The 11,836-nt window shown below is 34.5% G+C and carries 16 protein-coding genes and 1 riboswitch; of the genes, 13 read left to right on the forward strand and 3 right to left on the reverse strand.

The features are described from left to right. Positions 1-125 precede the first annotated feature (125 nt). On the forward strand, positions 126-632 hold the full coding sequence (locus J0N78_RS18980; RefSeq protein WP_209124695.1) for a ferritin: 507 nt from the start codon (positions 126-128) through the stop codon (positions 630-632). A 209-nt stretch (positions 633-841) separates the two neighbouring features. Beyond that, positions 842-2,395: an FAD-dependent oxidoreductase gene (locus J0N78_RS18985; RefSeq protein WP_209124696.1), complete on the forward strand. Its 1,554-nt coding sequence runs from the start codon at positions 842-844 to the stop codon at positions 2,393-2,395. A gap of 109 nt (positions 2,396-2,504) precedes the next feature. Here the strand turns inward: J0N78_RS18985 and kapB are convergent, their stop codons facing one another. Continuing rightward, entirely contained in the window at positions 2,505-2,891 is a 387-nt protein-coding gene (gene kapB / locus J0N78_RS18990) for a kinase-associated lipoprotein KapB (protein WP_209124697.1), read from the reverse strand. A 246-nt stretch (positions 2,892-3,137) separates the two neighbouring features. Here kapB and J0N78_RS18995 point away from each other — a divergent pair, with 246 nt between their 5' ends. Next, positions 3,138-3,332 carry a DUF2187 family protein gene (locus J0N78_RS18995; RefSeq protein WP_209124698.1) on the forward strand — a complete coding sequence of 65 codons (195 nt, stop codon included), beginning with the start codon at positions 3,138-3,140 and terminating at the stop codon, positions 3,330-3,332. 50 nt (positions 3,333-3,382) lie between these two features. Here the strand turns inward: J0N78_RS18995 and J0N78_RS19000 are convergent, their stop codons facing one another. After that, the gene (locus J0N78_RS19000; protein ID WP_209124699.1) at positions 3,383-3,853 is read right to left on the reverse strand and encodes a hypothetical protein; all 471 of its coding nucleotides are present in this window, start codon (positions 3,851-3,853) and stop codon (positions 3,383-3,385) included. Positions 3,854-4,002: 149 nt separating this feature from the next. Here J0N78_RS19000 and J0N78_RS19005 point away from each other — a divergent pair, with 149 nt between their 5' ends. From J0N78_RS19005 to J0N78_RS19020, 4 genes are all read left to right on the forward strand, one after another. After that, on the forward strand, positions 4,003-4,638 hold the full coding sequence (locus J0N78_RS19005; RefSeq protein ID WP_209124700.1) for a CAP domain-containing protein: 636 nt from the start codon (positions 4,003-4,005) through the stop codon (positions 4,636-4,638). Between the two features lie 121 nt (positions 4,639-4,759). Continuing rightward, entirely contained in the window at positions 4,760-4,963 is a 204-nt protein-coding gene (locus J0N78_RS19010) for a hypothetical protein (protein ID WP_209124701.1), read from the forward strand. Positions 4,964-5,304: 341 nt separating this feature from the next. Then, the gene (locus J0N78_RS19015) at positions 5,305-5,760 is read left to right on the forward strand and encodes a hypothetical protein (protein WP_209124702.1); all 456 of its coding nucleotides are present in this window, start codon (positions 5,305-5,307) and stop codon (positions 5,758-5,760) included. Between the two features lie 79 nt (positions 5,761-5,839). Further along, a complete protein-coding gene (locus tag J0N78_RS19020; RefSeq protein WP_209124703.1) occupies positions 5,840-6,583 on the forward strand; it encodes a class I SAM-dependent methyltransferase in 744 nt (247 codons plus the stop codon). Between the two features lie 107 nt (positions 6,584-6,690). Here the strand turns inward: J0N78_RS19020 and J0N78_RS19025 are convergent, their stop codons facing one another. Then, a complete protein-coding gene (locus tag J0N78_RS19025) occupies positions 6,691-7,692 on the reverse strand; it encodes a DoxX family membrane protein (protein WP_209124704.1) in 1,002 nt (333 codons plus the stop codon). A gap of 335 nt (positions 7,693-8,027) precedes the next feature. Then, a riboswitch (PreQ1 riboswitch) is annotated at positions 8,028-8,072 on the forward strand. A 53-nt stretch (positions 8,073-8,125) separates the two neighbouring features. On the opposite strand from J0N78_RS19025, the gene queC reads away from it, so the two are divergent. From queC to J0N78_RS19055, 6 genes are all read left to right on the forward strand, one after another. Then, positions 8,126-8,794, forward strand: coding sequence for a 7-cyano-7-deazaguanine synthase QueC (gene queC, locus J0N78_RS19030; protein ID WP_209124705.1), 669 nt, complete (start codon positions 8,126-8,128; stop codon positions 8,792-8,794). Then, positions 8,791-9,237, forward strand: coding sequence for a 6-carboxytetrahydropterin synthase QueD (gene queD, locus J0N78_RS19035; RefSeq protein ID WP_209124706.1), 447 nt, complete (start codon positions 8,791-8,793; stop codon positions 9,235-9,237). The genes queC and queD overlap by 4 nt, the downstream gene beginning before the upstream one ends. Further along, entirely contained in the window at positions 9,227-9,961 is a 735-nt protein-coding gene (queE, locus tag J0N78_RS19040) for a 7-carboxy-7-deazaguanine synthase QueE (RefSeq protein WP_209124707.1), read from the forward strand. Before queD ends, queE begins: the two co-directional genes overlap by 11 nt. A 261-nt stretch (positions 9,962-10,222) precedes the next feature. Further along, entirely contained in the window at positions 10,223-10,675 is a 453-nt protein-coding gene (locus J0N78_RS19045) for an FAS1-like dehydratase domain-containing protein (protein ID WP_209124708.1), read from the forward strand. A gap of 5 nt (positions 10,676-10,680) precedes the next feature. Further along, positions 10,681-11,031: a MaoC/PaaZ C-terminal domain-containing protein gene (locus J0N78_RS19050; RefSeq protein ID WP_209124767.1), complete on the forward strand. Its 351-nt coding sequence runs from the start codon at positions 10,681-10,683 to the stop codon at positions 11,029-11,031. Between the two features lie 40 nt (positions 11,032-11,071). Continuing rightward, on the forward strand, positions 11,072-11,701 hold the full coding sequence (locus J0N78_RS19055; protein WP_209124709.1) for a TetR/AcrR family transcriptional regulator: 630 nt from the start codon (positions 11,072-11,074) through the stop codon (positions 11,699-11,701). Positions 11,702-11,836: the final 135 nt, after the last annotated feature.

Consider the following 11,836-nt stretch of genomic DNA (forward strand, 5'->3'; position numbering starts at 1 on the left):
ATTTGACTAGATAAAGGGTCGATACGGTAATGAACTATTATAACTTGGTGGAGTGAGACCTAATCCAAATTGCTTGTAATTAAAGTAACCATCAGGTAACATTGGAATATATAGGAGGAGATACGATGTTAAGTGAAAAATTGTTAAATGCTTTAAATGAACAAATGAATTTTGAATTTGAATCAGCACATACATATATGGCGATGGCTGCTTGGTGCTCTGCACAAAGTTTGGACGGATTTGCAAATTTTTTCTTAGTTCAGGCTGAGGAAGAGCGTTTCCATGCGATGAAATTTTATAACTATATTAACGATCGTGGGAAACGAGCGATTATTACTGGATATAATACACCGAAAAATGATTTTGACACGATATTAGACGTATATAAAAATGGATATGCTCATGAGCAAAAGGTAACTAAAAATATTTATAAATTATCAGACATAGCAATGGATGAGCGTGAACATGCGACTATTCAGTTTTTAAAATTCTTTCTCGATGAGCAAGTAGAAGAAGAAGCAATGTTTGATAATATTATTGAAAAGTTAAAAAGAATTCAAAACGATAATAATGCATTATTCATGCTTGATGACGAATTTTCAAAGCGAACATTTGCACCAGAAGAAAATTAAGTTTTAGTAAAAAACGGTTGGTTTGATTAAAAAGCTTAGAGGAGATACTCTAAGCTTTTTACCATTTTATTAGACATTTTCATTTCGTTTTACAATCCCTTTTCGAACCTATATATAAAAATAGGAAAATGATTACTCCTGTCTGTTTAACATCACATAATTTCCAGTTAATTGGGGAAATTAGGAGAAACCATTAGTGGAGGAAGAACATGACAATGAATAGTAAAAATAGTGATCATCAATTTCCTAGATTTCCTGAACCATATTGGCGGGAACAGATACAGTTTCCTTCATTTCCTTCGTTAACAAAAAATATTTTAGTTGATGTTGGTATTGTTGGAGCAGGTATTACAGGGATAACAACTGCATATTTGCTTAGTCAAGCGGGTGTAAAAGTAGCTTTAATTGATGCAGGGGTTATCCTTAATGGTACGACGGGGCATACGACGGCAAAAGTAACTGCTCAGCATGGAGTGATTTATGATGAACTTATCCAACATTTCGGAGAGGAAAAAGCAAAGCAATACTATCAAGCGAATGATCAAGCAAGAGTCTTTATTAAAGATATGGTTTCATCATTAAATATAAATTGTGATTTTATTGAACAGGATGCCTATATTTATACGAACTCCGAACAAGAATTGAATAAATTGGAAAAGGAAGCAAAAGCCTATGAAAAGCTAGGGATTCCAGGTTCAATCGTCGAAACGATGCCACTACAAATTCCTATGAAACGTGCGGTTATTATGGATAAACAAGCACAGTTCCACCCAATAAAATATTTATTACCACTTGTAGAGGAAATTAAAAGGGCAGGTGGACTTATTTTTGAAAACACGACCGCGGTTAATGTAGAAGAGGAGGACCAGCCAAAAATCATCACAAAAAATGGTCATCATGTGACTTGTAAATATGTGGTCTCTTGTTCTCATTTTCCGTTTTATGATGGGATGGGTTTTTATTTTGCGAGAATGCATTCTGAACGGTCGTATGTCGTTGCTGTTAAGACGGATCAACAATTTCCTGGAGGTATGTATTTAAGCTCAGAATCCCCGACTCGATCCATAAGATCAACACCGTTTGGCGATGATCAGTTGCTCCTTTTAGGAGGGGATGGGCATAAAACAGGACAAGGTATTAATACGATGAAACATTATGAGGCGCTCGTTCAATTTGGGAAGGAAGTACTCGGGCTAACAGACATTCAGTATCGATGGTCCGCACAAGATCTCTATTCATTAGACAAAGTGCCGTATGTAGGTCCTATAACATCAAGTAAAGAAAACATTCTCGTTGCAACTGGATACCGGAAATGGGGAATGACAAACAGTACAGCAGCAGCGATGATGCTAAAAGATCTCATTATTGAAGGAAAGCATCAGTATCAAGATGTATTTACACCTTCCCGCTTCAAGGCAGACCCAAGTATTAAGGAAATGGTTGCTCAAAACGTCAATGTCGCAGTTGAGTTAGTGAAAGGCAAGTTAGAGACACTTCATAAATATCCTGAAGATGTTCAAGTGGGTGAAGGGGTACATGTAAAAGTCGACGGAAAAAAAGCAGGGGCTTATCGGGATGAGGACGGAGTGCTTCATTGTGTAGATACTACGTGTACACATATGGGCTGTGAAGTCGAATGGAACGAAGGAGACCGATCGTGGGATTGTCCATGTCATGGCTCGAGATTTTCAATCGATGGTGATGTCATTGAAGGTCCAGCTGATCAGCCATTAAAGAAATTAAAGATAGATAAAACTTCTTAATCATTAGTTTAAGCTCAAAAAAGTCACAATAAAAAGAAAGAATCCAATATACACGTTGAATTCGTTCAACGTGTATTATTTTGTTGGAGTGAATTTGGTTATTTTGTGTTTATCCTTTAAAATAGTCTTTTTCCAAATTCCGGAGCATTTCCATTGATTTTTTCGCCCAAAAACTATTGTCAGCATCAAGTTCTGAATACTGTTGTTTCAAAGCTTGTTTTAGTGAGTTTTCATAAGTTGGAATTTCTCCATCATAAGGTTTAACGTATACATTAGGAATATTTGTTTGTTCGCGGTAGGCTAATGCTCTTCGTTCGTGAAAAAATGCTACATCAGCTTCTTTTGGGTTATGTAAGTCACCTTGGTCTGGATGCTTAAGCACCGCTAGTACCCGCACAACATATTGAGATGGTCTAACATTTGTGATTTCACCAATGTATTTACCTGTCTTATAGATCCCTGTAACAATTTGTCCAATGTCTAATGATTTATCCATATATAAAACACCCTTTTCATTCTTTTTTACTAATGATATCATAACAAAGGGAATTGTTCCTATTGATTACATAACCAACTACGCATCCATACATACATCGTATTAACAAGGCTGTTATTAAAGGAGGAGTTATATTTAATAAACTTAAAATGGTTGACGTCTGTATGTGTAAGAATTTTATTTGTAGAGTGTGTAGAATGTTTACTAGTAAAGGGGAAATACTTTAAAAAAAGGGGGAAGAAAACAATGACAGAAGAAATGGAATCACATGTGCATGTCGGAGATATTATTGAAATCAAAAAAGGTCAAGAAAAGGGAGAAAATGCAAAAGTAATTGCTGTTTATAATAATTCTGTTGCGGTTGAATTGAATAGGAAAGAAAAGAATGGAAATCCGGCAAGAACGATTGTTAACCACAGTAAATATGTTGTGAAATCCTAAATTTATGAAAAGCAACAACGGTTATTACGCGTTGTTGCTTTTCCGCTATATTATATTCGTTTAAACCCTTCCTCGTCTAAATACGCAGTGGCTTCACCGTATGAATTGAAGGTACCGTCCAAATTCATACCTGCATATACATTCCACATATCCTCTTCCTTCATTAGAACAAGTGATTGTTTGTCACGGTTAACCCAAGTCTCTTCTGCATTTTCATCCTCTTGATTCTGCTGTACTTGTTGAAGTTCATCTAGTGAAATGATCGATTGCTGAATAATGGTTCGAAGCTCACTTTCTGTGAACTCACGAATATTAACCATTCCTTTTGAATCGCTTGAATACCCTTTAATATTTCCTGCGTAGACAAAACCATTTCCATTTGGATGTAAATGATAGACAACATTTTTCTTATCGGTCTTACTTTCCTCATACTGAAAATTAACTCTTCCAAGGGAAACATTTTTTCTTGTCAATTCGTTAAAGGATTCAATGATCGCTAATTTTTCTGCAAATGTTAACATAATTCCTCCAATGTTGTAGGTAGTTTATCCATTATAGCATAACGTTTTCCTTTCCAGAAAAAAAGGAAGATGAATTTCTAGTGCATGCTTTTACAAAACGAAGAGACACTAACATTCGTAGACTATACTTATAAGGAGGTTATTCTATAATGAAACGAATTCAAGTCGTAATCGTAGCAGTTTTACTTATGGCTTCCCTATTTTCTGTACAGCCCGCCGCTAACGCTGAAATTAAAATGTTTAAAGAACCACCGTTTTCTCACTACAAAGTCTCACCTGGAGACTCTTTCTGGTTTATCGCCAAACGATATGGTTTAGACTATCGTGAGCTAATGAGGTTAAATCCAGATGTTGAACCAAGAAATATGCATGTTGGTGAAATTATTCGTCTAAAACCAGAAGCTTCACACCATAGTGCGTTTGAAGATCAAGTTGCAGCACTTGTTAACCAAGAACGACAAAAGAATGGGTTAAAGCCGCTTCAGCATCGAGCAGATGTTAAAAATGTTGCACATAAGAAAGCTGAAGACTTAATCAATTCTAATTATTTTTCACACAACAGTCCAAACTACGGTTCACCATTTGATATGTTAAGAACGTTTGGAATTAGCTATCAATCTGCAGGTGAAAATATTGCTAAAGGTCAAAGAACACCAGAAGAAGTAATGAATGCATGGATGAACTCACAGGGGCATCGCCAAAACATACTTAATCCACAGTTTGATACGATTGGTGTTGGGTTCTATCACGGTGCTTGGGTTCAAATGTTTATTAAAGCGAGATAAATTAAAAGGAATCAAGAGGCTGACAAAGAATTGTTGGTCTCCTTTTTACGGATGTATTTTAAGAAATTTCCTATTCTTTCAATATTATGTTACACTATAAATACTTTGAAAGGGTGATATAATGAAAAGTTATACAATTCAACTGCTTGAAATGGTAAAGGATTCTAAAAGAGCAATTTCTTATGAAGGTGCTGCAAAGAAGTTAAAAGCAAGCAACCCACAACTCAAAGATACAAATAACAATACGCTTGTAACTAGAAAGATATTGGAGATGCTCGTTGAAAGAGGACAAATCTCAAAGAATAAAGCAGGAAATTATCGATAAAATCAGTGGTTGTTTCTTAAAATGAAGCCAATCATTACTACCTTATCTTAATATAAGATAAAAGTAAATAAAACAATACATGGCAAAAAACTCTCATTTGGGGAGTTTTTTTGTTATTCTGTGATTAAACCACTTTGAATAAAGAAATGTGAAACATAGTTATGCTATGTATTATTTCCATTATAGTATACTATAATAGGCCTACTAAAAACATCTGTTTTTCAAAATTTTCAGAATAAAATGAATGACTTAAGAGGATAAAGTCCTTTTTTTGTAGAATGATTAAAGGGGTATTTAATATGAAAAAAGTATGATGAAGTAGAGGAGAGGAAGCTAAAATAATGCTATTTAATATATTACTTGGGTTCATTATACCTTGGGTCATTTTATTATTTGCTCTTAGAAACCATCTGAAATTAGTAATCCTTTTTACACCGATTGGTGCTGTTATTGCTTTTTTATTTAACGAAGTTGGATTTCAATACTTTTGGGGAATGAAGCCTATTTATAAAAATGTTACCTTATCTGCATTGCCAATCAATTTAGGTGTTTTTTCAGTAATGGCATGTTTTATTTGCTACTTTTTTACTAAACGTAAGGTAAATCCCTTGGTTTTGATTCTGGTGTTTAGTTTAATATTGACGGTTATAGAATGGATTGTTGTCGTTTATGAAATTTTATTTTATTTTAATGGATGGAATATTGGGTGGACTTATTTGAGCTATGTTTTAGCATTTGTTTTAACTTATGGATATTATGTGCTTCTCGTAAAATATAATATATTAAGAAAGGGTTGATAAAAAAACGGTGAAATATTAAAGGAACACAGAAGAGCAACAATACGATAATAGGTGAAATGAAAAGGGAGGTTAATATATGGGAGATGAAAAAGAACGAGTCATACGCCAATTCAATGACACTTCAGATGGTTATCTTGCGAGCAGTGTTCATGCAAAAGGAAAAGATTTAAGATGGATTGAAGAAGTTGTTCGTAGAGAAAGACGAGCAAAAGCGTTGGATGTAGCAACTGGTGCTGGACATACGGCACTTTTATTAAGTCAATCAGTTGATGAAGTTGTCGCATTTGATATTACGCCAAATATGCTTCGGTTAGCAGAAAGTCAAGCGAACAAGAATGGTATAAGCAACATGTCATTTGTTTTAGGAGATGTTGAAAAGCTCCCTTTTTCGAATGAAACATATGATGTCGTTACTTGCCGGATTGCAGCTCACCATTTTCCAAACTTACAAAAAGCAATTGAAGAAATGTATCGTGTGTTGTCAAAGAACGGAATCCTCATCATTGTAGATAATTATATACCTGAGGCAAGTGGGAAAGATGACTTTATAAATACGATCGAGAGGTTAAGGGATCCTTCACATAACGAATGTGTGACCCTTTCAAAGTGGAAGGAACTTTTTATCGAAAGAAAATTTACTAATATAATGTGTTATCAAACATGGACTTCTTCAATGGACTTAAATGAATGGGTGAGTCGAGCCAAACCTCCGAAAGAGAATAGAGCAAAAATATATGACTTAATTGAAAAAGAAAACTTAAATTGGATCGATAAACATCAGGTACATTTACAAAAAGTAATGTGGGTTTGCACGAAATAAAAAGAGAATTAGCTTTGTATTATAGGGTATCAGTTTACTGTTATTTATTAATGATCTATGGTCAATGTTACAAAACAAAAGAATATGTATACCTCAACTTCAACATTTTATGCAAAGCGGTAATAGATTAATAAAATTGTAGCTAGGACAAAAATAAAGTTCAAGAAGACAAAAATCATTTGATCGATTACCGTTTTATGAATTTTTATAGGTGGCTTATAGAAAGATACACCCTCAATAATAAAGGTGATTAATACAATGTGAATCATAAAATGTCCAATCACTTCAACCCAACCAAATAGCATGGTTGTCATTACAAAAATCCCCGTTAGAATAAACGATAACAGCCGATTTAAGATCCCTACAATTAATAAATAACCAACAATAAACTCGATAAATGCACTAAGAGAAACAAATGTCTCTGGTGAGAATAGAAACGTGGGAACATTATGATTGATAATAATATCAACTGACATTTCAGGGTAAACCCACTTTTCTACTGCAACCCAACACAGTGATAACCCAGTTGCTAAATATAAAAATGGAAAACTCCACTTTTCGTACTTCGTTTTAGACATAAATAGTACGAATACAATTGCTAAATAAAAGGCATAATCGAGCATATGAAAAGTCCCATGCTCAATAAACATCACTATAAATAACCCTAACATTACAACTGCGCCAGCCTTTGTTGCATAGTGATGAGGTATTAAAAGAAGTACAATGGTGACCCATGTTAAAATGGAAAGAACACCAGAGTGATGAACAAGTTCAGGTGCAAATAATGATCCTGATAACACCTGAAGAATAAGAGCTAAAGCAGTACCATATTTTAAAATAACAGTCGTATATTTACGATAGCTTTCTAATTTACGGTCAAGCCTCTTAAGAGGATCAAGGGTCATCAATTTAGGTAAAACTTGAGGTAAGACAGCAAGTAAAATAGCTGAAAATATCGTCAATAATATAAATAATGGCGTAATAATTTGTTCAATGTTTTCTTTTGTCGGCTCTAAATCTGTAAACCACTTCACATGAGCATTTGCAAACAATGGTGTGAATAACATTCCAAATAATATTACGATGAAAACAGTATATTTTTTAAACATCTTGCACCTCTCTCATATATAATCCAAGGGTTTAATATTAGTATTTCATAATGTCCTGAAAAAATTTAAATGTAAATGATTTTACAAAGATTAAGGTTATATGGGCGGATAACGCATAGAACTATATATGTGATCTATGTTGTGTTGGATTAGGATGTGGATAATCATTATATATAGGCTGCTTTTCGTAAAATTTTATTACCTATTGGATTGGAGTGTTTTTGAAAATAAAAGATTTATGTTGATATCGTGGTGAGAAGGAGTATAATAGTAATGTTGAAATTTCTATGATACTATAATAAAGAGAATTCTATAGAAATTCCGATCATCCTTGGTCGGTAGAGGTTCTAGCTCAACCCTCTATAAAAAACTAAGAAGAAACAGGGCTTCTTAGAGGTGCTGTTTTTTCGTTTGCAAAGGAGTCATAAAATTGATGAAAAATGAAAAAGCAATTGTAGTTTTTAGTGGTGGACAGGACAGTACCACTTGTTTATTTTGGGCATTAAAACAGTTTAAAGTAGTTGAAACGGTAACTTTTGATTACAATCAGCGTCATGATGATGAAATAGAGTGTGCTAGAGCAATATCAAAAGAGCTTGGTATTAAGCACCATGTACTTGATATGTCTTTACTCAATCAGTTAGCCCCAAGTGCTTTAACGCGTGATGATATTGAAGTAAAAGCTGGTGAAAATGGTGGTCTTCCATCTACTTTTGTTCCAGGACGTAACTTGATCTTTTTATCTTTTGCTGGTATTTTAGCAAGCCATGTCAATGCAAAGCATATTATTACAGGGGTATGTGAGACAGACTTTAGTGGCTACCCGGACTGTCGTGATGCATTCGTAAAGTCCTTGAATGTTTCTCTAAATTTGTCGATGGATAAGCAATTCGTCATTCATACTCCACTGATGTGGTTAAATAAAGCTGAAACATGGAAGCTGGCTGATGATTTAGATGCACTCGAGTTTGTTCGCAGGAAAACTTTAACATGTTATAACGGGATTATCGGTGACGGATGTGGGAAGTGTCCAGCGTGTGAATTACGATTGAAAGGATATGAGGAGTTTTTGCAGTTAAGTAGGAGGAGCGAGCTTAGATGATACAGCAATTTTATCCGCAAGTGCAGCATGATTTTCGATATGAATTAAATAAAGATTTTAACTTTTCGGCCGCTCATTTTATTCCACATGACGAAGCTGGAATGTGTAAAAATGTTCACGGCCATACGTATTTTGTTAATATAACTGTTGCAGGCGATAGGCTAAATGAAAGTGGCTTTTTAGTGAATTTTCAGCTTTTAAAAAAATTAGTTCATGGACGTTATGATCATAGTGTACTTAATGATATTACCGACGATTATAATGACAAAAATTCAGAGCATTTTCCAACTACAGAAATTGTAGCACGAACCATTTGGGGAAATATTCAAAATTATCTTGATCAATTATCAAATAAACCAAAATGTGTCCAAATCGTAGTCCGTGAAACGCCAACAAGTTATGTCGTGTATCGACCGAAAAAAGGTGATTTCGATGGCGAGTAACATCCCAGTAATAGAAATCTTTGGACCTACCATTCAAGGAGAAGGGATGGTTATTGGACGGAAAACGATGTTTGTCCGGACAGCAGGCTGTGACTATCGTTGTTCATGGTGTGATTCTGCGTTTACATGGGACGGTTCTGCTAAAGAGCAGATTAAGCAAATGAGTGCAGAACAAATCTATCATGAGCTAAAAAAAGTAGGCAGTGACCGGTTTGATCATGTAACGATTTCTGGAGGAAATCCAGCATTATATGATTCAATCAATGAATTAATTGAAGTATTACAAGAGAATAACATTCAAATCGGTCTGGAAACACAAGGGAGCAAATGGCAGGATTGGTTTACCAAAGTTGATGATTTAACGATATCACCGAAGCCACCTAGTTCTGGCATGGATACGAATTTTGACACCCTTGATAAAATTATTGCGAAATTAAAAAAGCATCAAAGAATCAAAGGTAACGTCAGCTTAAAGGTTGTTGTTTTCAACGATCAAGATTTTGAGTATGCAAAACAAGTACGTGTGCGATATAATGAAGTCCCTTTTTTCTTACAAGTGGGTAACGAAAATCTAGGTGATGAAAATCCTACTCAATTAATGGAAAAACTCATTGGGAGTTATGAGCGATTGATCGATAAAGTCATTGCTTCGAATGATTTGAATGATGTAAAAGTGCTCCCACAACTGCATACCTTATTATGGGGTAATAAACGTGGTGTATAGAATATAATAGTTAACGTCACTTTCAATATAGAAAGTGACGTTTTTTGCACTTCTTCAAAAATAAGAAAAGGATATCATGGTGGAAAAAGAGAATGTAATAATTTACTTCTTTTGTTAACCTATCGTTTATACGATATCCCTTCCAAGTGTAAAATAAATTTATTTCATTTAATTTTTTGAAAATTTCTAAAAATGTTATAGAATAGACATATAATACAAATTGCAGAAAACCGATACATATAATTTTAGGGAGGGGCTTAGATGGACAAGAGTGAACTTATATTGCCTAAGCTATTTAAAGAATTTACTTTTGAAGTAGAACGAGGGAAAATTAGAGAATTTGCATTAGCTACAGGAGCAGCAGACATTGAAGTATATATGAGTCAAGAAGCTGCAGTAAATGCAGGGTATCGAGATGTTCCTGTTCCCCTTACCTTTGGGACGGTACCTGAAATGTGGAAGGGTCTCAGCTTTGAAGATTTGATTGATGGCTTAAACTTAACGTTAGCTCGCGTATTGCACGGTAGCCAATCGTATACGTATCATAAGCCTATTTTTGCTGGAGATCATTTATTTGGAAAAACGTATTTAGTTGACATGAAGCAAAGGAAGAATCTAACCATTTTTTCATTTGAAACGTTATTTTATAACGAAAGTGAAGAGTTACTTTTAGAATGTAAATCTGTTGTTATTGAAAGAGGTGATGAAGTTTGAGTCAGATGAAATCGAGTGACTACATTACAATTACTCGTGAACAACTCGTTCGATATGCAGGCGCATCAGGTGATTTTAATCCTATTCATACGAATATGTCTTTAGCTAAAGATAATGGTCTTCCGGATGTAATTGCTCATGGAATGTTTATAATGGGTCTTACTAGTACTCAACTGACGAAGTGGTTTGGAATACATAAAGTGAAACATTTTGACGTTCGCTTTACATCAATAACTCTTCCTGGAGAGGCAGTTCAAATTACATGTAGATTGAATGAAGACCATTCTGAAGGTGAAGTAATTGTAGCTAATCAAAATGACGAAGTTAAGCTAAAAGGATTGATTAAACTAGCCTAAATTCAAAACAGCACTTTAGTTACGAAAGGAGGATACCCATTTGAAAAAGTTACATATCCCATCGATGGTAAAGAACGATCAAAAAATTCGTAAACGTCGCAGTCAAATATTAGCTGCATCAATTCAACCTTTTAAAGAAAAAGGGTTTCACAGGACGACAACGAGGGAGATTGCAGAAAACGCAGGAATGAGCTTTGGTGCCATTTATGAATATGTAGAAAGTAAAGAAGATATCTTATACTTATTCTTTGAGTCCCTCTATGATCAACTAAATACAATTTTAAAAAGTAGAGTGAGTGATCAGTTTAGAGGTCTAGAACGTCTAAGGTCGTTTGTCCAACAATACTTTCAAGTAATTAACGAAATTGGGGAAGAGACGAGCATTATGTATAGTGAATCACGCTCGTTACCTAAACCGTATTTAGAGTATGTTCTTTCAAAGGAAAATGATTTTGTTCAGTATGTTATGGGGATTTTTTCAAAGTCGCTTCAAGAAGAAAACATTATTCTTGATGAAGAGCAAATTTATTTACTTACTCATAATATTATTGTTCAAGGGCATATGTGGGCATTTAGGGGCTGGGCATTAAGGAAGCGCTATACACTAGAAAAATATATCAATGTTCAAACGAAAATATTAATTGGAAGTATTTTCGCCTTAACGGAATAAGCATGAGGTGCGAGATCGAAACAATAATAAAGTAAAGGAAATAGTCTCCAATTTTAATAAAAATTAAACAATGAAACCATCAGAAGAACCGCTTCTGATGGCTTTTTCTAAGGGTGTCTAGCTGCAGCGCCAACC

It is taken from the genome of Alkalihalobacillus sp. BA299 (assembly GCF_017745675.1).
Taxonomy (GTDB): Bacteria; Bacillota; Bacilli; order Bacillales; family Bacillaceae_F; genus Alkalihalobacterium.

Coding starts and splice junctions, on each gene's coding strand:
- J0N78_RS18980 (WP_209124695.1), top strand. CDS start 126: ATGTTAAGTGAAAAATTGTTAAATGCTTTAAATGAACAAATGAATTTT.
- J0N78_RS18985 (WP_209124696.1), top strand. CDS start 842: ATGACAATGAATAGTAAAAATAGTGATCATCAATTTCCTAGATTTCCT.
- kapB (WP_209124697.1), bottom strand. CDS start 2,891: ATGGATAAATCATTAGACATTGGACAAATTGTTACAGGGATCTATAAG.
- J0N78_RS18995 (WP_209124698.1), top strand. CDS start 3,138: ATGACAGAAGAAATGGAATCACATGTGCATGTCGGAGATATTATTGAA.
- J0N78_RS19000 (WP_209124699.1), bottom strand. CDS start 3,853: ATGTTAACATTTGCAGAAAAATTAGCGATCATTGAATCCTTTAACGAA.
- J0N78_RS19005 (WP_209124700.1), top strand. CDS start 4,003: ATGAAACGAATTCAAGTCGTAATCGTAGCAGTTTTACTTATGGCTTCC.
- J0N78_RS19010 (WP_209124701.1), top strand. CDS start 4,760: ATGAAAAGTTATACAATTCAACTGCTTGAAATGGTAAAGGATTCTAAA.
- J0N78_RS19015 (WP_209124702.1), top strand. CDS start 5,305: ATGCTATTTAATATATTACTTGGGTTCATTATACCTTGGGTCATTTTA.
- J0N78_RS19020 (WP_209124703.1), top strand. CDS start 5,840: ATGGGAGATGAAAAAGAACGAGTCATACGCCAATTCAATGACACTTCA.
- J0N78_RS19025 (WP_209124704.1), bottom strand. CDS start 7,692: ATGTTTAAAAAATATACTGTTTTCATCGTAATATTATTTGGAATGTTA.
- queC (WP_209124705.1), top strand. CDS start 8,126: ATGAAAAATGAAAAAGCAATTGTAGTTTTTAGTGGTGGACAGGACAGT.
- queD (WP_209124706.1), top strand. CDS start 8,791: ATGATACAGCAATTTTATCCGCAAGTGCAGCATGATTTTCGATATGAA.
- queE (WP_209124707.1), top strand. CDS start 9,227: ATGGCGAGTAACATCCCAGTAATAGAAATCTTTGGACCTACCATTCAA.
- J0N78_RS19045 (WP_209124708.1), top strand. CDS start 10,223: ATGGACAAGAGTGAACTTATATTGCCTAAGCTATTTAAAGAATTTACT.
- J0N78_RS19050 (WP_209124767.1), top strand. CDS start 10,681: ATGAAATCGAGTGACTACATTACAATTACTCGTGAACAACTCGTTCGA.